This window comes from Rhizobium sp. R711 (genome assembly GCF_002211365.1).
Lineage (GTDB): Bacteria > Pseudomonadota > Alphaproteobacteria > Rhizobiales > Rhizobiaceae > Rhizobium.
Genome location: NZ_LOKZ01000006.1, coordinates 111797 through 130545 on the forward strand (window position 1 = coordinate 111797; position 18749 = coordinate 130545).

At 61.1% G+C, this 18749-nt stretch carries 25 protein-coding genes; 18 read left to right on the plus strand and 7 right to left on the minus strand.

Annotated features, from left to right (window positions below; translation table 11 throughout):
• Nucleotides 1-114: 114 nt before the first annotated feature.
• From ATY80_RS10260 to ATY80_RS10270, 3 genes are all read left to right on the plus strand, one after another.
• Nucleotides 115-783, plus strand: a complete 669-nt coding sequence (locus tag ATY80_RS10260; RefSeq protein WP_088692327.1) for a hemolysin III family protein — start codon at nucleotides 115-117, stop codon at nucleotides 781-783.
• A gap of 126 nt (nucleotides 784-909) precedes the next feature.
• Nucleotides 910-1416 carry a GNAT family N-acetyltransferase gene (locus tag ATY80_RS10265; protein WP_088692328.1) on the plus strand — a complete coding sequence of 169 codons (507 nt, stop codon included), beginning with the start codon at nucleotides 910-912 and terminating at the stop codon, nucleotides 1414-1416.
• A complete protein-coding gene (locus ATY80_RS10270) occupies nucleotides 1413-1913 on the plus strand; it encodes a hypothetical protein (protein ID WP_088692329.1) in 501 nt (166 codons plus the stop codon). The genes ATY80_RS10265 and ATY80_RS10270 overlap by 4 nt, the downstream gene beginning before the upstream one ends.
• Before the next feature lie 20 nt (nucleotides 1914-1933).
• Here the strand turns inward: ATY80_RS10270 and msrB are convergent, their stop codons facing one another.
• Nucleotides 1934-2344, minus strand: a complete 411-nt coding sequence (gene msrB / locus ATY80_RS10275) for a peptide-methionine (R)-S-oxide reductase MsrB (RefSeq protein ID WP_088692330.1) — start codon at nucleotides 2342-2344, stop codon at nucleotides 1934-1936.
• Between the two features lie 387 nt (nucleotides 2345-2731).
• On the opposite strand from msrB, the gene ATY80_RS10280 reads away from it, so the two are divergent.
• From ATY80_RS10280 to ATY80_RS30130, 11 genes are all read left to right on the plus strand, one after another.
• Complete coding sequence (locus tag ATY80_RS10280) at nucleotides 2732-5110, plus strand: putative monovalent cation/H+ antiporter subunit A (protein WP_088692331.1); 2379 nt, start codon at nucleotides 2732-2734, stop codon at nucleotides 5108-5110.
• Complete coding sequence (locus ATY80_RS10285; RefSeq protein WP_088692332.1) at nucleotides 5107-5526, plus strand: Na(+)/H(+) antiporter subunit B; 420 nt, start codon at nucleotides 5107-5109, stop codon at nucleotides 5524-5526. The genes ATY80_RS10280 and ATY80_RS10285 overlap by 4 nt, the downstream gene beginning before the upstream one ends.
• On the plus strand, nucleotides 5526-5903 hold the full coding sequence (locus ATY80_RS10290; RefSeq protein ID WP_088692333.1) for a Na+/H+ antiporter subunit C: 378 nt from the start codon (nucleotides 5526-5528) through the stop codon (nucleotides 5901-5903). Before ATY80_RS10285 ends, ATY80_RS10290 begins: the two co-directional genes overlap by 1 nt.
• Nucleotides 5904-7460: a Na+/H+ antiporter subunit D gene (locus tag ATY80_RS10295; protein WP_088692334.1), complete on the plus strand. Its 1557-nt coding sequence runs from the start codon at nucleotides 5904-5906 to the stop codon at nucleotides 7458-7460.
• Nucleotides 7457-7930 (plus strand): Na+/H+ antiporter subunit E, encoded by a 474-nt coding sequence (locus ATY80_RS10300; RefSeq protein WP_088692335.1) that lies wholly within the window; start codon nucleotides 7457-7459, stop codon nucleotides 7928-7930. The genes ATY80_RS10295 and ATY80_RS10300 overlap by 4 nt, the downstream gene beginning before the upstream one ends.
• Nucleotides 7927-8304 carry a cation:proton antiporter gene (locus ATY80_RS10305; protein ID WP_088692336.1) on the plus strand — a complete coding sequence of 126 codons (378 nt, stop codon included), beginning with the start codon at nucleotides 7927-7929 and terminating at the stop codon, nucleotides 8302-8304. The genes ATY80_RS10300 and ATY80_RS10305 overlap by 4 nt, the downstream gene beginning before the upstream one ends.
• Nucleotides 8301-8633, plus strand: a complete 333-nt coding sequence (gene mnhG, locus ATY80_RS10310) for a monovalent cation/H(+) antiporter subunit G (protein ID WP_189637122.1) — start codon at nucleotides 8301-8303, stop codon at nucleotides 8631-8633. The genes ATY80_RS10305 and mnhG overlap by 4 nt, the downstream gene beginning before the upstream one ends.
• Nucleotides 8634-9073: 440 nt before the next feature.
• Nucleotides 9074-9505, plus strand: a complete 432-nt coding sequence (locus ATY80_RS10315; protein WP_007801148.1) for a MucR family transcriptional regulator — start codon at nucleotides 9074-9076, stop codon at nucleotides 9503-9505.
• 221 nt (nucleotides 9506-9726) lie between these two features.
• The gene (locus ATY80_RS10320) at nucleotides 9727-10137 is read left to right on the plus strand and encodes a helix-turn-helix domain-containing protein (RefSeq protein ID WP_088692337.1); all 411 of its coding nucleotides are present in this window, start codon (nucleotides 9727-9729) and stop codon (nucleotides 10135-10137) included.
• On the plus strand, nucleotides 10130-10489 hold the full coding sequence (locus tag ATY80_RS30125) for a hypothetical protein (RefSeq protein ID WP_348626628.1): 360 nt from the start codon (nucleotides 10130-10132) through the stop codon (nucleotides 10487-10489). The genes ATY80_RS10320 and ATY80_RS30125 overlap by 8 nt, the downstream gene beginning before the upstream one ends.
• A complete protein-coding gene (locus tag ATY80_RS30130; protein ID WP_348626629.1) occupies nucleotides 10486-10914 on the plus strand; it encodes a DUF6456 domain-containing protein in 429 nt (142 codons plus the stop codon). Before ATY80_RS30125 ends, ATY80_RS30130 begins: the two co-directional genes overlap by 4 nt.
• 27 nt (nucleotides 10915-10941) lie before the next feature.
• Here the strand turns inward: ATY80_RS30130 and ATY80_RS10330 are convergent, their stop codons facing one another.
• Both ATY80_RS10330 and ATY80_RS10335 read right to left on the minus strand, forming a co-directional pair.
• A complete protein-coding gene (locus tag ATY80_RS10330; protein WP_088692338.1) occupies nucleotides 10942-11364 on the minus strand; it encodes a SufE family protein in 423 nt (140 codons plus the stop codon).
• 205 nt (nucleotides 11365-11569) lie between these two features.
• The gene (locus tag ATY80_RS10335) at nucleotides 11570-12064 is read right to left on the minus strand and encodes a DUF5330 domain-containing protein (protein WP_088692339.1); all 495 of its coding nucleotides are present in this window, start codon (nucleotides 12062-12064) and stop codon (nucleotides 11570-11572) included.
• A 460-nt stretch (nucleotides 12065-12524) separates the two neighbouring features.
• Here ATY80_RS10335 and ATY80_RS10340 point away from each other — a divergent pair, with 460 nt between their 5' ends.
• From ATY80_RS10340 to ATY80_RS10350, 3 genes are read left to right on the plus strand one after another with little or no spacing between them, the layout of a single operon-like run.
• Entirely contained in the window at nucleotides 12525-14057 is a 1533-nt protein-coding gene (locus ATY80_RS10340; RefSeq protein ID WP_088692340.1) for a HAMP domain-containing sensor histidine kinase, read from the plus strand.
• A complete protein-coding gene (locus ATY80_RS10345; RefSeq protein WP_088692341.1) occupies nucleotides 14029-14961 on the plus strand; it encodes a peptidoglycan-binding domain-containing protein in 933 nt (310 codons plus the stop codon). The genes ATY80_RS10340 and ATY80_RS10345 overlap by 29 nt, the downstream gene beginning before the upstream one ends.
• 49 nt (nucleotides 14962-15010) lie before the next feature.
• The gene (locus tag ATY80_RS10350; RefSeq protein ID WP_088692342.1) at nucleotides 15011-15367 is read left to right on the plus strand and encodes a DUF1491 family protein; all 357 of its coding nucleotides are present in this window, start codon (nucleotides 15011-15013) and stop codon (nucleotides 15365-15367) included.
• A 6-nt stretch (nucleotides 15368-15373) separates the two neighbouring features.
• Here ATY80_RS10350 and ATY80_RS10355 read toward each other — a convergent pair whose 3' ends face one another.
• Together ATY80_RS10355 and ATY80_RS10360 are read right to left on the minus strand one after the other, a co-directional pair.
• Nucleotides 15374-16387, minus strand: a complete 1014-nt coding sequence (locus ATY80_RS10355) for a DUF2336 domain-containing protein (RefSeq protein ID WP_088692343.1) — start codon at nucleotides 16385-16387, stop codon at nucleotides 15374-15376.
• 181 nt (nucleotides 16388-16568) lie between these two features.
• A complete protein-coding gene (locus ATY80_RS10360) occupies nucleotides 16569-16775 on the minus strand; it encodes a hypothetical protein (protein ID WP_088692344.1) in 207 nt (68 codons plus the stop codon).
• A gap of 512 nt (nucleotides 16776-17287) precedes the next feature.
• Here ATY80_RS10360 and ATY80_RS28890 point away from each other — a divergent pair.
• On the plus strand, nucleotides 17288-17455 hold the full coding sequence (locus tag ATY80_RS28890) for a hypothetical protein (protein WP_189637123.1): 168 nt from the start codon (nucleotides 17288-17290) through the stop codon (nucleotides 17453-17455).
• 10 nt (nucleotides 17456-17465) lie between these two features.
• Here ATY80_RS28890 and ATY80_RS10370 read toward each other — a convergent pair whose 3' ends face one another.
• Both ATY80_RS10370 and ATY80_RS10375 read right to left on the minus strand, forming a co-directional pair.
• Nucleotides 17466-18020: a DUF1254 domain-containing protein gene (locus ATY80_RS10370; protein WP_088692346.1), complete on the minus strand. Its 555-nt coding sequence runs from the start codon at nucleotides 18018-18020 to the stop codon at nucleotides 17466-17468.
• Nucleotides 18013-18600, minus strand: coding sequence for a DUF1214 domain-containing protein (locus ATY80_RS10375; protein ID WP_088692347.1), 588 nt, complete (start codon nucleotides 18598-18600; stop codon nucleotides 18013-18015). The genes ATY80_RS10370 and ATY80_RS10375 overlap by 8 nt, the downstream gene beginning before the upstream one ends.
• Nucleotides 18601-18749: the final 149 nt, after the last annotated feature.

Below are 18749 nucleotides of genomic sequence, written 5' to 3' on the forward strand. Positions count from 1 at the left end.
GCGCAAGAATCGGTGTCCAAAGCTCACGAAGATTTAATGGTTCGCCATCTCTGTTGTGTTGCCTGCACACCGTTTCGGTGCGACGATCGGGTGGAAAGGTGAGGGGTCCCCAGCATGACAGAGTTCAACGGTATTCGCTGGGCTTACGACAAATATGAACTGATCGCCGACGGCGTCGTCCATGGCGTGGGCTTGGCGTTTGCGCTCATCGGTGCGACCGTCCTGATCTTTTACGCCACGCTCTGGAGCTCCCACGGTGAACTCGCCGCTGCTTGGATTTACAGCGTTGGCCTGGTGCTGACGATCGGCATCTCCTTCTCCTATAACGCCTGGCCGGTTTCGCGGACGAAGTGGTTCCTTCGCCGTCTCGATCACTCCTCGATCTTCATCCTGATCGCCGCGACCTATACGCCCTTCCTCGAGCGCGGTGCCGACAACCCGCTGCTGTTAGGCATGCTGATCAGCATATGGGCGATCGCAGCGCTCGGCATCCTCCTGAAATGCGCGTTTCCCGGCCGCTATGACAAGCTTGCCATCCTTCTCTATCTCGGGATGGGTTGGAGCGGCATCCTGGTTGCCGGGCCGGTGGCGGAACGCATCCCCTATGTTTCGATGCTCCTGATCCTCGTCGGCGGTGTCATCTATTCTCTCGGCGTCATCTTTCACGTGTGGGAGAAGCTGCGCTTCCAGAACGCCATCTGGCACGGCTTCGTGGTGGCCGCGGCGGCCGTGCACTATTCGGCGGTACTCACCTGCTTCAGCATGGCAAACGCTGGGCTCTGATCGTTGCGTTCAGACGCGGCCGCCAATGGCTATGTCCAATGCGGCGTGCGCTCGATCTAGCTGGTTTACAACGCTGAATGCCGGGCGTATGCCGCTTGCCGGAACCGAACCGAAACTGGACCTGAAATGACCGACGCCGTTCTCGTGCGCGATGCCACCGAAGCCGATCTGCCGGCGATCCGCAATATCTACAATGACGCTGTCGAGCACACGACTGCGATCTGGAACGACACGCTGGTCGATCTAGACAACCGTATCGAATGGTTCAAGGCGAGGAAGACGAAGGGCTTCCCGGTCATCGTTGCGGAGAAGGATGGCAAGGTCGCGGGCTATGCCTCCTATGGCGACTGGCGGGCCTTCGATGGCTACCGCCATACGGTCGAACACTCGGTCTACGTCGACAAGGATTGCCGCGGCGCGGGCATCGGTGAATTACTGATGCGGGCGTTGATCGAGCGCGCCGCCGACGCCAACATCCATGTGATGATCGCCGGCATCGAGGCCGCGAATACGGCCTCCATCAAACTGCACGAAAAGCTTGGTTTCCGTATTACCGGAACCTTCCTGGAAGTCGGTACCAAGTTCGGCCGTTGGCTGGATCTGACCTGCATGGAGCTTAGGGTCACGAAGTGAGCCTCATCATCCTCACCGGCGCTTCTGGATCAGGCAAGACGGCGATTGCCAAGGCGGTTGCCGCTCGGTTCGCAGGTAAGATCGACGTCTACCATTTCGATGACATCGGCGTTCCCCCCCTCTCAAGGATGGCGGCGGACTACGGCTCGCCGGCTGGTTGGCAGCGGGCCATGACCTTCAAGTGGTTTGAGAGCCTCGCGCAGGCGCAGCACTCAGGCCGCAATCAACTGCTCGAAGGCCAGATGCGCCTTGCATTTCTGGAAGAAGCGGCAGCGGCAACAGGCATTGCCTATCTGCCGCTGCTGGCCGATTGCGATGACGAAACAAGAACGCATCGCCTGGCTGTCGAGCGTCGGCAGCCCGAGCTTGCCAACGCCGAAATGATGATCTGGGCATCCTTCCTCCGCCGCGAGGCCGTGGCGAAGAAGTGCGCGATACTGGACACGTCCCGCTTGTCATTGGATGAAAGCGTCCGCGCGGTCGTCGAACGCTTCTGACCGGCCTTCGGGCCGAAGCGTTATTGCTCCGGCTCGAATACCATCGCGTGGCCGTTGATGCAGTAGCGCAGGCCGGTCGGCGGCGGGCCGTCGGGAAAGACATGGCCGAGATGGGCATCGCAGGTGCCGCAGCGAATTTCCGTGCGGACCATGCCGTAGGTCGTATCGCGGTGTTCGGTCACCGCGTCGGGCGAGACCGCTTCGAAGTAGCTCGGCCATCCGCAACCGGCATCAAACTTCGTATCCGAGCGGAACAGCGGCGAGTTGCAGCCGACACAGCGATAGAGCCCGGTTTCGAACGAATCCCAATAGGGTCCTGTGAAGGCACGCTCGGTGCCATGCTGCCTGGTGATCCGGTATTGCTCGGGGGTCAGCTGTTCCTTCCATTCCGCGTCGGTCTTGTGAACTTTGGCGATTGTCGTATCGGCCATGGCTTGTTCCTTTCGCGCCGGGGGTACGGCTCTGATTTTCGACAGCAATGTGGTGCGGAAGGCCGCATGGATCAAGGGACGCCGAGCTCGTCAAGGCAGCATCCCGGTCCGGCGAAAACTGCGATCTCGTTGATGCTTCGTCGAGAATGTTGGTCGCTGCGGAGGCCTAAAGCGCCGTGGACCGCCTCGGTTGATATCGCTTCAACGAACGCCTCGAAGATGCCGCAAGCAGTCTGCAGACCCGAAACGATCGTTCCCTGTGATTATCTGCCGTTGGCGGTTGCTCTCTGTCGAACAAGACTTGTGACAGCGCGCCTGTTCTCGTACACCTGACGGGACTTCCGGCTTTGGCCGGCTCCACGAAGCGTCGCCAGCAGCGGAGGGCACATGGCCGGTGTCACGGCTTTGACATTTGCGGCCTTGTGTCTGCCACTTCTCGGCGCCGTTCTCGCTCCTTTTCTCGTTCGCGTCTTTAGTGTAAACGCCGCCTGGCCGCTGGCGCTCGCGCCGCTGCTGGCCTTTGCGCACTTTGCCAGCCTGCTGCCCGCGATATCAGGCGGCGAGGTGATTACCGGTGGCTATGCCTGGGTGCCGAGCTTCGACCTCCGTTTTTCCTGGCTGCTCGACGGTCTTTCAGTGACCTTCGCGCTGCTGATTACCGGGATCGGCACGCTGATTGTCCTCTACGCCGGCGGATACCTCAAAGGCCATCCGGATCAGGGGCGCTTCTTCTCGTTCATCTTCCTGTTCATGGGCGCCATGCTCGGCCTCGTCGTATCGGACAGCCTGCTGATGCTCTTCATCTTCTGGGAACTGACGTCGATCACGTCCTTCCTGCTGATCGGGTTTGATCATGAGCGCGAGGCTGCCCGTCGCGCCGCCCTGCAGGCGCTCGTCGTCACCGGCGGCGGCGGCCTCCTGCTGCTGGCGGGCCTGCTCCTGATCTGGAGCACAACAAACGCGACCGACCTGTCGACGTTGCTGCAATCGGGTGATCTGCTGCGCGCCAATCCGTATTATCTGGCAATCCTGATCCTCGTTCTCGGCGGCGCGTTCACCAAGTCGGCGCAGTTTCCGTTTCACTTCTGGCTGCCGAACGCGATGGAGGCGCCGACGCCCGTCTCCGCCTACCTGCACTCCGCAACGATGGTGAAGGCGGGCGTCTATCTCCTGATGCGGCTCAATCCGGTGATGGGCGGGACATCAGCCTGGGCGATCTTGCTGCCGCTCTTTGGTGGCGTGACGCTGATCGTTGGCACACTGCTTGCGGTCCGCCAGACTGATCTCAAGCTCAAGCTTGCCTATACGACGGTCTCGTCGCTTGGCCTTCTGGTGTTGCTGACGGGCTTCGACGCGCGCTACGCCATCGAGGCAGCGGCGCTCTACCTCGTGGCGCATTCGCTCTTCAAGGGCGCGCTGTTTATGGTCGCCGGCATCATCGACCATGAGACCGGCACGCGCGACATTACCAGACTGCGCGGCCTGAGGTCGGCGATGCCGCTGACCTTTGCGGCCGGACTCGCCGCGGCGATTTCCATGGGCGGTCTGCCGCCGTTCTTCGGCTTCCTCGCCAAGGAAGAGATTTATGCCGCGCTGGCGCATGCGGACCCGCGATCGATCGTTTTTACGCTGGTTGCAGTGGTCGGAAATGCGCTGATGTTCGCGGTCGGATTCGCGGTGGCGTTGAAGCCGTTTCTCGGGCCGGTCCTGAAAACGCCAAAGCGCCCGCATGAGGCCCCGCCCTTGCTGTGGATTGGTCCCGTGGTCCTGGCACTATTGGGCCTGATCGGTGCGGTCTTCTCTGCAACCGCGCACCTCTACATCTCGTCTCCCGCGGCGTCCGCTATCCGTGGATCGTCGAGCATGATCGAGATTTCATTGGTCCCGCACGTTGGCGTGCCACTGCTTCTTTCTGCTCTTACGATCGCGCTCGGCATTCTTGTCTATTGGCGGATAGATCAAGAGCGCCTGACCATCGCGGCGGTGCTGCGAAGGCTCGGACCCGGACCGGATCGTGGGTTCGACTACTTTATCACCGGCCTCATCAGACTGTCGGTCCGCGTGACGCGTTTCGTCCAGCCGGGACGACTTGAACTCTACATCACCTGCACCTTCCTCTGCGTCGCAGCCACCCTGCTTGTTCCGCTCTGGCTCTTTGGCGAAATGCCGGCGCTGCCCGTCTGGCCGCGAGAGGTCCAGATCCACGAATGGGCGATCTTCCTGCTCGCCGTCCTTGGCCTGCTCAGCGTTGTCATCGCGCGCGACCGGCTGACGGCGATCGTCTCGCTCGGCATCCAGGGCTTCTCTGTCGCCATCATATTCCTGCTGTTCGGTGCGCCCGACCTTTCCTTCACGCAGTTCATGGTCGAGACCCTGTCGGTCGTCATCCTTGCGCTGGTCATGACCCGCCTTCAATTGTCGCCGGCCGATCGGCGGCCGCTTGGTCAGAAGATATTGGATGGCTGCATTGCGATCGCCTGCGGCTGCGGCTTTGCGCTTCTTCTGATGAAAGCCACTCAGGGCCCCTTCAACAACGCGCTGACGGAATTCTTCAATACTTACTCGAGGACCATCGCGCACGGCGCCAATGTCGTAAACGTCATCATCGTCGATTTCCGTGGCACCGACACGCTGGGCGAGATCGCGGTCGTTGCCATCACCGGCCTTGCGATCCTCGCCCTCATTCGCATCCGCGCGCAGACCGAGCGCAAGCTTGCGGAAAACGATCCCGATGCGCCTGAGGATCTCGGAGTCGAGCGCCCATGAACACGCTGATCTTCCGCACGATTGCGCCGGTGCTGACGGCCCTGATGCTGCTCTTTTCCGTCTTCGTCCTGCTGCGCGGCCACAACGAGCCGGGCGGCGGCTTTATCGGCGGGCTGATTGCCGCCTCGGCGCTGGCGATCTTCGGCATTGCCCGCGGCGTTGGGGCCGTGCGCCGGGCCATCGTCTTCCATCCGCTGTCGATATCGGGCGCCGGTCTTCTTATGGCGACCTGCGCCGGTCTGTTCTCGATTGTCTTTGCGGTACCGTTCATGACCGGGCTGTGGGTCTATCCTGAAGTAGCAGGTGTCGAAGTGCCGCTCTCGACCGTCATGCTCTTCGATATCGGGGTCTACCTGGTCGTCGTCGGCGCCATCACCTCGATCGCGCTGGCGCTTGAGGAAAGGGAGGTCGAGTGATGGAGCCGCTGTTTGCCATCCTCGTCGGCCTGTTCTTCGCCGCCGCGATCTATCTGATGCTGTCGAAATTCTCGATCCGGATCATGCTCGGCATCGCCGTCTTAGGCAACGCGGTGAATCTGTTGCTGTTTACGGCAGGGCGGCTGACGCGCGAGGTGCCGCCGATCATCCCTGCAAACCTCGATACGCTCCCCGAAGGCGCCGCCAATCCGCTACCGCAGGCGCTGATCCTGACGGCGATCGTCATCTCGTTTTCCTTCCTCGCTTTCCTGCTGGTGCTGACCTATCGCGCCTATCAGGACATCGGCACCGACAACACGGACAAGATGCGTGTCGCCGAGCCCGCCGATCCGCCGCTGCCACCGATGGGGTACTAGATGGCGGCCCCGACAAACACGATCGCCGATCTCTCGGCTGCGATGGTCACAGCGCCCGTGCCTCTTTCAAACTGGCTCGTCATCGCACCTGTCGCGCTCTGCATTACGCTCGGCGCCGTGCTGCTGATGATGCGCAACTCGATGCGGCTGCAGGCGCAGGTCGCCATTCCGGGACTTGCCGTTCTGGTCCTGCTGGATGCCGCGCTGCTGGCAAAGGTCGTCGCGCATGGTCCGCTGACCATGGTGATGGGGCGCTGGCTTCCGCCCTTCGGTATCGCCTTCACCGTCGATCTCTTCGGCGCGCTGATGGCCTTGACCGCCGCCATCGCGGCGCTCGCAGGCGGGCTCTATGCGTTGAAGGACATCACCGAAAGCGGCCGGCGATACGGTTTCTTCCCCTTCCTCCTGCTTCTGATGGCAGGCGTTTCGGGAGCGTTCCTGACGGGCGACGTCTTCAACCTCTACGTCTGGTTCGAGGTGCTTCTCATCTCGTCCTTCGGGATGCTGATCCTCGGCTCGGAGCGCGGGCAGATCGACGGGGCGATGAAATATGCGGTGCTTAACCTGATCGGCACGACGCTGTTCCTGATCTCGGTCGGCATCGTCTACGCGGTCTTCGGCACGCTCAACATGGCCGACATCGCGGGCAAGGTGGAAAGTGTGCGCGACACCGCGCCGCTGATGACGCTGTCGGCGCTCGTGCTGCTGGCTTTTGCGATGAAGGCCGCGGCCTTTCCCGTCAATTTCTGGCTTCCGGCCTCCTATCATACGCCGCGCATCGTCGTGTCGGCGCTGTTTGCCGGTCTGCTGACCAAGGTCGGCGTCTACGCCCTGATCCGCATCATCGTCATGCTGCTGCCGGTCGAGCGCGAGCAATTGAGCCTGCTGATCGCGGCAACCGGGGCAGCGACCATCATCATCGGCGCGCTTGGGGCGCTGGCGCAGGACGATATCCGCAAACTGCTCGGCTACGTCGTGATATCGGGCATTGGCAACATGCTGATCGGCATTGCGCTCGGCACGCCGGGCGGCTTGTCCGGCGCGATCTTTTACGCGCTGCATTCGATCGTGCTGATGACGGCGCTCTATCTTCTGGCCGGACAGGCGGCTGCCCTTGCTGGCGGCTTCTCGCTAGCAGGGCTCGGCGGCCTTTATCGCAAGAGCAGCGGCTTTGCTGCGCTCTCCTTCATCCTCTTCGTGGCCGCCTGCGGACTGCCGCCTTTTTCCGGCTTCTGGCCGAAGGTGATTTTGGTCAGGGCGTCGATCGACGTCGGCGCCTGGTGGTTGGCCGCGGCGATCCTGATCGGCGGTTTCCTGCTGACGGTGGTCTTCGGGCGCGTCTTCCTGCTCGCCTATTGGCGGCCGGCGGCGGCGCCGCAGGCGGCAGCCTCCATCGGCTGGCAGGCGGGATTGCCGCTCGCCATCCTGACGGCTCTCGTCGTCGCGTTCGGCATACTGCCCGAACAGTTGCTTGACATGGCGCAGGTAGCAGCGAACGGTCTCATCGATCCGACGCCCTATCTGCAATCGGTCTTTCCGGATGGAGGGATGCCATGATTGCCCTCCTGCTGAACGTCCTGCTGGCCGTCGCCTGGGCTACCGTCACCGGCAATGCATCGCCGCACAACCTCCTCTTCGGCTTTGCGATCGGCGCCTTGTGCTTGTCCGTTGTTCGCGAACCCTATGGCAGCCGGGGGTATCTTCGCCGGTCGTGGGCGATCGTGCAGCTTGCACTTCTGTTCCTGAAGGAGTTGGCGATCTCGGCCTGGAAGGTCGCCGTCACGGTGCTGACGCCCAATATGCGGCTGCAGCCCGGCATTTTCGCCTTTCCGCTGACTGTCGACCGCGATTTCGAGATCACCCTTCTTGCCAACATGATCACCCTGACGCCGGGCACGCTGTCGGTCGATGTTTCCGACGACCGCATGACGCTTTACGTCCACGCGCTGGATTGCTCCGATCCCGAGGCGACCAAACGCAATATCGCCAACGGTTTCGAGCGCCGGATCGTGGAGGCCTTCCGATGATCGAACCGCTCGCGATCATTTCCACGGCCGCCGCGATTGCTCTGGTGATCCTTGGCGTTGCCTTCCTTCTGGCCGGCTGGCGGGTCCTCGCCGGGCCGACGCTGCCCGACAGGATACTGGCGCTCGATACGCTCTCGGGCACGGCGATCGGTTTCATTGCCGTGTTGGCGGTCAAAACGGGCTTCAGCCTCTACATCGATATTGCGATTTCGCTGGGCCTGGTCGGCTTTCTGGCGACCGTCGCCTTCGCGCGCTTTGTCATGTCGCGCGCGACTGTCGCGGAACGGTACAGCGAAAATGCGGGGGGTGCCTCGAAAAAGCCCAAAGTGGCGGCCAAACGCAGCGGCAAGAAAGACAGGAAGGGCAAGAAATGATGGACTACGCGGCAGCGCTCCTCGTCGCTTTCCTTCTACTTGCCGGTTCGGTGTTTGCGCTTGTCGCCGCTCTTGGCGTTGTGCGGCTGCCGGATCTCTATACGCGCATGCATGCCGCGTCCAAGGCGGGCACAGTGGGCTCGGGCATGCTGCTCTTTGCCGCTGGAGTCGCATCGGGCGAGGTCGCGACCTTTGCGCGCGCGCTTGCTGGCTTCGTCTTCTTCCTGTTGACGGCGCCGGTCGCGACGCACCTCCTTGCCAAGGCCGCGCATCAGACAGGATACCGCCTCGGCCCTCAATCCGTGCGCGATGACCTCGCCAAAAGATGAGAGCGCTTCCGATTCAGTATTTTAAGTTGATTTTTGCACCCACTTGCAGATTTCTTAATGGTTAATGTTTGGGTTCTCGATGAACAATTCTTGCGAAGGTGCATTTTTCGGTAGATATATATGAAATAATAATTGGCGTTTTCGCAAAACGGTGATATTTGATGGTCTAAGTAGAGTTCTGATATTGAATTAGAATCACGTTGCTTATTTCCTCCTTGGCTTTGAATTTCAGTGTTTAATTGAGGAAGTGGGCTGCGTGATAGCGTACTAATTCAAAATCAGGCAGTATAAGAACGGGTTTCGGCCTCAGGAATCTAGGGGTGGATTTCAGTTTTTCGAAACAGGTAGCCGTAGCCTGGGTTTTTTGCTGTTGCTCTACGATGACGGTCTTGTCTTAAGGGGTCGAGACCTTTGGAGCATTGAAACAGGAGAAACGTAATATGACGGATACTGCAGCCGGTAGCGGGCCGGAATTGCTGGTGGAGCTTACCGCAGATATTGTCGCCGCCTATGTCAGCAACCATGTTGTGCCAGTTGGCGATCTCGCTAACTTGATCTCGGACGTGCATTCGGCACTCAGCAACACGTCGACGCCGCAGACTGCAACAGCGGTCGTCGAGAAGCAGAAGCCGGCTGTATCGGTGCGCAAATCCGTCCAGGATGAGCAGATTACCTGCCTGGAATGCGGTGGCAACTTCAAGTCGCTGAAGCGCCATCTAATGACCCATCACAGCCTTTCGCCGGAAGAATACCGCGAGAAGTGGGAGCTCCCTGTCGACTACCCGATGGTAGCGCCGGCCTATGCTGAAGCGCGTTCGCGCCTCGCAAAGGAAATGGGGCTCGGTCAGCGTCGCAAGCGCGGACGCGTGTGATTTTGCCAAGGATTTGATCCTGTAGAGCCGGGCGGAAGCCCGGCTTTTGTGTTTTTGGGGTGAATGCATGCGGAAAATAATCCTATTTATTTCCGCCCGTTAAAGAAGTTGACGAATCAAAACAACAAAAAGTTGCGCTGTCGCGGATTCTTCTTTCCTGTGTAGGATGTATGAATTAATTCCTATTTTAGGAGTGTTCGTATGCCGATGCAAATTTTGCTTTGCCAGGCGCCTCTGCGCCATCCTTTCCCCAAGTAGCAACGGCGCAAGGCGCGGCCTCTGGTTTTGCCTCACCTCCCGCAACGATGTCTGTCCGCGCTGTGTGCCGGATCTGCGCGCAGATCACGACCGAGATGGTTATGCTTGCCAGCCATCGCATCCAGATGCGTCGGGATCGGCGGCGCACGTTCTGCCATATCAGACAGATCGCCATGTATGTCTGCCATGTCGCTCTCCAGATCCCGCTTTATGAGATCGGTGGAGCCTTCGGCCGTGACGGCACGACGGTCGGACATGCTTGCCATGTCGTCGAGGATCGCCGTGACGATCCGGCGTTCGACGAATTCGTCGCGGCCGTCGAACGGACGGTCAATTCTGTGTTTCGATCGAACGGGGTATTCGGGAATGAATGACGCGAACAAGGCCATGGTGAAACTTTTGAGGTTCCTGGCGCGCGGCGAGGCGCGGGAGCAGGCATGCGAGGGCCCGGCCCTGTCACTGCACCTCGGCGATGGCTCGCTTCACATCGTTTCTGAAACTTTGCTGGTCGAGGCTGTATCCGCCGGGCTGGCTAGCCGCGGAAGCGGGCGGATTTGCCTGTGCCCCGCTGCGCGCTCCTATCTCAGGCGTGCCGCCTCCCTGAGGGAGGAGGCCTTCATCGAACAGCATGGCGCAATCGGCCATTTTGCGGCCGAGGTGGACCGCTGCCTGCAGCTCGTGGGATTAACCGGGAGGAATCGCCGCTCTCAAGCCTTGCGCGATTGAAGGAGAAGAGTGGCGGGCCGTTTCTCCCGGTGGAGGCGCTTGCTGCTGGCGAACGGCTGCTTGCCGATTTCACGCGCAGTCAGTTAAAGCCGCGGATCACCGCCTCCTGGGAACCGCGTCACGCAAGCCGTATGAATGGAGCCCGCGGCGGCAGAGCGGACCTAACCGACAGCGCGATCGCCGCGCGGGTCGGGGTCAATCGCGCGCTGGAAGCAATGGGACCGGCGCTCGCCGGCGTGGCGCTTGATGTCTGCTGCTTCATGAAGCGGCTGGAGGCCGTCGAACGTGAGCGCCAGTGGCCAGTGCGTTCCGCCAAGCTGATGTTGCGGACGGCGTTGATGGCGCTGTCACGGCACTACAATCCACCCACGCCCGCACGCCGGCCGCGAATGGAGCATTGGGGTGCGGAGGGCTATCGGCCGTAATTGTATTCGTGATTGGTGCCGGGATGCCTAGGCCACCGCGCGCACGCGCGCTTCCTCGCGGATGCGATTAACCATCGAGCGCAAACCGTTGGCGCGCTGCGAGGAAAGGTGCTCGACGAGCCCGATCTTCGAGAACACGTCGAAGGCGTCAAGTGCTGCGATCTCGGAGGCCGCCTTGCCCGAGTAGGTCGCGAGCACGATGGCCACGAGTCCGCGCACGATATGCGCATCGGAGTCGCCTTCGAAGGTCATGACAGGATTGTCCGGGTCGCCCTCGGTATGTGTAACGAGCCAGACCTGGCTGGCGCAGCCCATGACCTTGTTGGCAGACGTCTTCTTGTCGTCGGGAAGGTCTGGAAGTGCCTTTCCGAGCTCGATCACATAGCGATAGCGATCTTCCCAGTCGTCGAGGAAGGAAAAGTCATCGAGGATCTGCTCAAGGGACGTCATGTATTGTGGCCTTTCGTTATCAAGATTTCATATAGGTGAAACGCGGCGAGATTTGAACCATTAAAAAGAAACGCCGCGAAGGATGGGCATCCTCGCGGCGCAGCAAACGCTGAAAATAAACAGGGCAGGCACGTCAGGCATGGGACTTTCCGCGGCTTGGCGGATCGCCGGTGCAAGCTTGGTTGCGGGAAATCCCGCGGAATTCTCAGGTGGCCGGACGCGGCGTCGGCAGCGGAATGGCACCGGTCGTCACGGTGTCGGAAACGCTTTCATCGCCATCGTCAACCGGCGGGCGATAGGGCATTGGCTGGTTCAGCGCTGCGGTCCGTTCCTGCGCCACTGTCTGGGCCTCGGCATGGGAGGGCGCAAGTGCTGCGACGGGTGCGACCGACGTGTTCGCGGCAACGGCCGGCTTGGCAGCCTTGTCGTCGCCGAAGCGGCTGTCGAGAAGTTCGTAGGCGACTCGGGCGCCTTCACGGGCCCGATGGCCGAGCGCGGACATGGTCTCGGCGCCCTTGACGCAGACCTCCGGCTTCTCGCCGCACATGCCGGTCACATAGTCATAGGCGCCTGTCGCCGCGACAAAGGCGTCGGAAAATTGCAATTTCGGTTGCGAACCGGTCGGGCTTTCGCCGCTGAAGAACGACAAGAGCACGAGCACAAGCCCGAACCAGAATGATCCTTTGATCAGAAACCACATAGTCGTTGCCCATCCTGTTTTCCCGTTCGGTCTTGCGCCGAATCGGTCCGATCTTCCGGTGTGCTTTGACCTTAGAGCAGAGTTGCGAATACCGGTTTTCGAAACTCGTCGGCATTTGCGGCAAATTTAGCTCGAATTTTAATGAACGGGATTTGCACCACATTTCAGTCAAATTGTAGTGACCGTCGTTAAGCATGTAACGGGTCTCTCCCTGTAATTGCAGGCAAACCTTGCGGCGAAGCTGCCACAAAGGTTAACGATAGGCTGAAATGTGAGCGAATTCCGTCGCTTACCGCCCGTTAACCGTAAAAACCAAAGCCGCTTCCAGATGCCCAAAAACGGGACATTTCGCTCTATTGAGGTGTGGAGGCGGCTTTTCCCTTATCCTTTCTTTAAGCGCCCAAGGCCTATTGTCGGCCTTGGTAAAGGGCCTTTTTCGGGCGGGTATTGCGTGCGTGTAATGAGTAAGATCGCAGAGCGGGCGGCAGCCCTCGTGGACCGGGCAGTTGGAAGCTGGCTCTCCCGGACCGGAGGTGGTGCGGCCGTGCGTCAGCGCGAACTGATGATCCTGCGCCGGCTGGCGCTACTGTCGTCGGCGGCTCTCGTTGCAGCCCCCATCGGGCTCTCCTTGGTCACCAGCCCCGCCATCGCGCTGCCTGTGGGTGTCGCCACCGTATGCGCGGCCTTCCTGTTCTCCGCAGTGGGCAGCATTGCCCTGTCGCGCCAGAGCACGGCAACGGCTGCGGCCGCCCCGCCAATTGCAGAAGACTTCTTCATGGAGGCCACCGCCGGTCTCGCCTTCTTCCTCGATCCTCAGGGCAACGTCACCTCGGTCGGTGGCCGTGACAAGCGCGAGTTTCTCGCCTGGATGCGCGATCCGATCGGTAAGGGCTTTGTCGATCAGATACACGTCTCCGATCGTATCCTTTTTCTGCAGGCACTCGATCAGCTTCGCCAGGGTGAGGCGACTGCCGCAGTCGACCTGCGGCTGGAACGGCCTTCGGTCTCACGCGACAACAGGCAGTTTGCCTACCTGCGGATGGACCTGACGGCTCGGCAAGACAGCGACGGTGCTCTCTTCAGCGTGATTGCCCAGCTACGCGATGTCTCCTTGGAGCAGCAGTTGCGGCAGGAGGCGCAGAACCGTGCCGATGACGCCCGCTCGGCCAACGATGCAAAGTCGCGGTTCCTCGCCGCCGTCAGCCATGAGCTGCGCACGCCGCTCAATGCGATCCTCGGCTTCTCGGATATCCTGATCGGCGAATATTTCGGCAAGTTCGAGAATGAGCGCCAGCGGGAGTATGTCGGCCTCGTCAGGGATTCCGGCGCGCACTTGCTCTCGGTCGTCAACACCATGCTCGACATGAGCAAGATCGAAGCCGGGCGCTACGAGCTCTGCCTCGAACCCTTCGACATTGCATCCGTCGTTCGTTCCTGCGAGGCAATGCTGGCATTGCAGGCGAAGACCAAGGGTGTCTCGCTGACGAGCCGGGTCCAGCGCGGTCTCGACGAGGTCGTAGCCGACCAGCGCGCGATCCAGCAGATCCTGATCAACCTGGTCGGCAATGCCGTGAAGTTCACGGATGCGGGCGGTGCGATCTCGATCGATGCGTCGATGCGCGACGGCGTCTTGAACCTCTGCGTCAGCGACACCGGCATCGGCATACCAAGCGACAAGCTGGAAATGCTCGGTCAACCTTTTGTCCAGATCCAGAATGATTATAGCCGCCGCTTCGAAGGGACGGGGCTCGGTCTGTCGCTGGTGAAGGGCTTGGTGGCGCTGCATGGCGGCGACTTCGCAATCGCCAGCACCCCCGGTGCCGGTACGATCATTACGATTTCCATTGCAGCGGATGGCTCTGGCATTCCGGCTGTGGGTACTGCCCGCAACGATCTTGTCGAGTTCCCGCCGCGACTGAAGGCTGCGCCGGCGCGAGCAGGCGTTTTGGAAGAGGGGCTTTTCGATGGCCGCGAGCAAGCGAAAATCGCCTAAGGGACGGAGAGGTCGGCAGAAACGGCCGAGCCTCCTTCTCACCGGGGCAACCGTCGTCGGCGGTATCGGGCTGCAGGGCGCAAGCGCGCTCGGCGGCGTGATCGGCCGTAACCCGTCGGTCGCGGGCGGCACGGCAGCCTTCTTGGTCATCTTCAGCTTCGTCGCCGCCAACGCGCTCTGGTATCAGCCGGGCGCCCATCCGCACCCCTTCCTGCGCACGCGCGACGCGCTTTTCCCGAATGCGCTTGGTGGCCGCCCGGCCATTGAGGAGCAAAGCGGGAACGTCACGACCTTCAAGATCCAGCGGCAGGACGAGGCCGACGCCACGCAGACCAATGCGACGCCGCCGGCCGCTCCTGGTGGTCAGCAACGGAGCCAGATCGTCATGGACATCCAGACCGAGCTGGTACGGCGCGGCCTCTACAACGGCACACCGGATGGGGTCATCGGTCCGCGCACCAGCGCGGCGATCTTGTTCTTCGAAGAAACCGTGGGCATGCCGCAGACGGGCGAACCGACGCCCGATGTGCTGGCAGCGCTCCGAGCCGACTCGGTCGGCCCCTCGGCGGTTCCGCTGGAAAAGCCGCCGGCCGACGTCACCTCGAAGGCATCCGCCGAGGACCCGGTCGCAGCCGCCATCCGCAGCGCCGAAAAGACCGTAAAGACCGCGCCGACACCGGCAAAAAAAGCCACGCCGTCCGCGGAGTTGTCGACCGTCGATCTCGTCCTGAAGATCCAGAAGGGCCTCAGCAACATGGCCTACGCCAACGTCGGCGTCGACGGCGTGCCCGGCGAACAGACACGCACCGCGATCCGCCACTTCCAGAAGCACTACAACCTTCCGGAGAATGGCGAGCCCAGCGAGGCGGTCCTGAAGAAGCTCAAGGAAATCGGCGCGCTCTGAAGGGCGTGCCCTGCATTGCCGCCATCCGTTTGTCTGCTATAGCTCGCCCATGAGATTGCGCACCGACATCTTCGTCTCCGCCCTTCTGCGTCGCGTTTTTGCCAGGGGCGACTTTGCCGCTGTCGAAGCGAAAGGCGCCGACGAGGCCGGCGCCGTGTTTATCCGCCAGCATTTCCGCGATGGTCTGGAGACGCTCTATGGCCCCGCGCCGCAAAGCCTGTTCGACGGGGAGACGAGCGGCGAGCGACTGTTCGAGCAGCGGCTGACGCGGGAGGAGCCTGAGAGGGTCAGGGAACTCCTCGAGCGTGAACGCAAATTCGATCCTGATCTCTGGGTCGTCGAGCTCGAGGCTGATGATCTCGGTGATATCGTTCCGCTGGTTGATCAGCGGCAGAACCCGTTATAGGCAGGATCAGCGCGAGCGGATGAAACGCCTGCCCCGGGCCGGCGGCACCTCGCGGGCGGAGTGGGCCGGTCCCGTTTCCTCGGGCAGATAGGTATAATTGTCGGCGCGACGCCAAGCCTCGACACGAGCGTTGCACTCTTCCGGATCAAGCCCGTCCAGCACCATCCATGCGCGCGTTACGCCGTGCTGCGGTTCCGCGAGGTGAGGATAAAGCTTTTCGAGCACGAAGACGGCGTCGAGGAAATCCATGCCGAGACTGATGAGCGTGGTCGCGAGCTGCTGTCCGGAGATATCGAGCATGATGCGTTCGGCAAGCCAGCGGCTTGCGGAAAGTCCGTCGGCAAGGGCTTTCGCAAAGAGCGCGGCCTCGCGGTTGCGGGCGAAGCGCACGAGGAGGGCAGCCTGGATCGGCGACAGGTTGCGCAGGCCAAGGCGATCGCCTTCCGGACGGCTGACATGCCGTGCCAGTTCACGGATCTTGTCGCGCATTTCTTCTTCGTTAACGCGGCGAGCGGCAGCTTCCGCTTCCTCGAGGGATGTCGCGGCGGGCACTTCGGGCAGTACGACGAGGGGAGCCTCGATCTCGGCCGGTGCCGCCAGTCGCTGGTCAGTCTGGCGCAGTCCGACGAGAGCGTCGATAACGCGCGGCGAGACAGCATTCCGGCTGACGATCGCCTTCATATGCGCACTGCCCTGGGTGCGCGCGATCGTGATCAGGGTTTCGTCGTCGATCGCCGGTGACGAGGTGAGGAAGGGGGCGGCGATGTCGATCGGCTGGGAGCCGACGAACAGTGCCACGGCCGCCGGAATCTGCGGGCATTGGGAAAGGGCAGCGACGGCCTGCCGTCGCGCCTCATCGGAAGATGCCTGAAACAACGGCGTGAAGAGTTCGGCGAATTGGCGCAGTTCAGAGCGGGTCGGCGGTTGCAATCCCTCGAAGCTGCTGACGGTCGCCATGAGAACCACGTCCTTCTTCCGGCTGGCGGATGGGGCCTCTAGGTCTCGGAACCGGTCACGCACAAGAACACACCCTGGAAACGCAAAAACGGGATGTCGCAGGACTGGACGCGGAGGGACGCCCCTTACCCCACATAGGTTATGAACAAATCCTACATGGGCAGGGTTAATGCTTACTAAAGACCTTCACGAATTTGTGCCGAAAGGACCCACCGCCCGGCGGTTGCGGAAATTGTGTCCGAGACTAAAGCCCCTTGTGTTCGCGCAGCGCTGCCAGAAGCCTTTCGGCACTGTTGTTTCCGGATTGGTAGAGGTCGAGCGCAGCGGAGGCTGCCAGTTGCGCCTCCGGGCTCTTGATGTCGATCCGCTTTTCCGTGCACCAGGCATCGAGCGCATGGCGAAGCACATCGAGGTCCTCGGGGGAGAATGTCGAACCGATAAGCAAAGACATTTTTACCCCTCCTTGTCCGCGGTGAACGGAACAGCGCCCAGCCGAGCGGCCGTGAATTTTCTCCGGCTATACAACTTTACCGGTATTGCCAGAGACCGCAATTGATATTTTTGTGACAGGAAATCGTGATCGGGAGGGTCCGACGGCACAACCTCCGTTAAGTATATGAATTAATGCTAATATCATTGCGCCGTTGTGGACCGAATCTTCTTGTGAGACGTTTGAAACCAAAAGACGGTCCGGCGCGTTTATAGAACGTCGTTGAAGTAGCTAATGTTCACGCATGAAATTAACGATCTGTTAACGGTCATATGTCTCAATTCGGATATGAACGGCGGCCGAGCGCTTCGGTCGTCCGGTTTCACATCACGGTATTTCGAACAGGTGCCGTGAGAAAGGCGCGAATGCCTCGGAGCCCCCCGTATCAGGCTCTACAGGACGCGCTGGCTCGCATAGGCGGGCAGGGTGAGATTGCACAGTTCATCCGTCTCGGGCCGTGCATGGAGACGAGAATGGCAATAGTCGTCGCATTGGCGGACCGTCTGTCTCAGACGCGACGCCGCAAGGGCAAGAACCTAGTCGAGGCACAGATCCTGCTTTTCACCGGCGTGCGTTACGAGCGCCTGACGGAGAGTTCGAAGCGTTCCTCCGGGCATCGCGTTTCGCGGGCCAAAAAATAGATCGATTGCTTCAATTCGAGGAGCCGGCATATTCGTCGCAGCCGGCCTCCGCGAGAAAGTTCCGTGCGGCCGCATCGAAGCTCGCCTGGGGCGCCAATGTCCTCAGCACCGCATAGCCTTCCGAACGCGTGCTTTCCACGAGAATGGTTTTCTGCAGATCCGGTGGCAAAGCCTTGCGAAGCTCGGTCAACTGGATCGGCGTTCCGATCAGAATATCGAGCGCACCGCCGACCGACGTCCTGTCATTCATGCTGAAGACCTCGTTCGAGGCCTCATCGTAGAGTGCTGTCGACCAGAACGGCACATTGCCTTTCGCAGTCAGCCGGACCGGATTTTCCTCGATGTCGAACGCGCAGACAGCGGTGCGGACAAAGGGATCGTCGTTGGAAAGTCCTGCCGCGTCATCGGCGGCCCCAAGCAGGTAGAACTTGTCGAGATCGCCCTCGGACGCGACACGGGTCGCGGCATCCCTGCCTGTAAAGTGCGGCAGCGAGAGGATGATCACGAGATGCAGCAGTGCTGCCCCGAAAAGTCCCGCGAGGATGGCGAAGAGGATCCTAAGCATTGCCGCATCCGGTTTTCTGGAGCTTCGGCATAGCAAGGTCGATAACGCCGGAGCTACCGGCTGTCGGGGTGTCGAAAAGCGTCAGGACGAGCTGGAACGTCCCGGCCGCCGGCAGCGCGAGCCAATTGCCCGGCCGCGCCTGCGCGGAAATGTCGATTGAGAAGCTGCTGTCGGGCTGCCGCAGCACCGTCCAGGAGTTCATCGCGCCGGGAAGTCCCGTCCGCAGCGAGGCCGGGTTGCCGCTATTATCAGCGGTAAACAGCGTCCAGATCCGGGCAGGCGGCGTCTGCCCCGTGATGCGATAGCTGCAGCCGGCATTCAGCCGCGTGCCGGCATCGTCGACCTTGGCGGTGAACATCAGGCCTTCGGCGTTTCCGTAAAGCAGGCGCCCGGCGCGCGCCCTGTGCGATTTAGCGTAAGGGTCGGCGCTTTCCGTCTGCAGTTCGGGGAACGCCTCCCATGCGCCGAGCTTGATCGCGCCGAAGCCGGCCGTTGCGTCCAGCGCGTAGAGCGAAATCATGATCCCGCCGCCAAAGGCGATAATCAAAGTCATCGCTATGAAGAGAGGAAACCGAAACACTATGCGCCCTTGAGAAACACGACGACCTTGAGAAACAAATCAGTTGAAGGGTTACCACTGATTCTAGCTGGGCGGAATGGTGCAGGCGATTGTCGGTGGCGTATCCCGGTCGGAACGGACAGCCAAATCTCCGCAGCTTCTGCGAAAAG